This window comes from Methylobacterium sp. AC832 (genome assembly GCF_979256025.1).
The window spans coordinates 1-246 of the sequence record NZ_CEEDMV010000072.1; the positions used below are offsets into that span (position 1 = coordinate 1).

Annotated in this window: 1 protein-coding gene; it reads left to right on the forward strand. The window is 67.5% G+C overall.

Annotated elements, in window-relative coordinates; translation table 11 throughout:
* A partial coding sequence (locus AC0IXR_RS25140) for a helicase-related protein (RefSeq protein ID WP_471762610.1) occupies window positions 1-246 on the forward strand: 246 nt, incomplete at both ends.

Below are 246 nucleotides of genomic sequence, written 5' to 3' on the forward strand. Positions count from 1 at the left end.
AGCGCTTCCTGCGCCACCGCCGCTCCGAGAGCGGGATCATTTACTGCTCGTCGAGGACGCGCACGGAGCAGCTCGCGGAGGTGCTCGCCAAGGATGGGTTCAACGCCCTCCCCTACCATGCCGGCCTCGACCCGGGCACGCGCATGAAGAACCAGGACACGTTCCTGCAGGAGGATGGGGTGGTGGTGACCGCCACCGTCGCCTTCGGCATGGGCGTCAACAAGCCGGACGTGCGCTTCGTCTGCC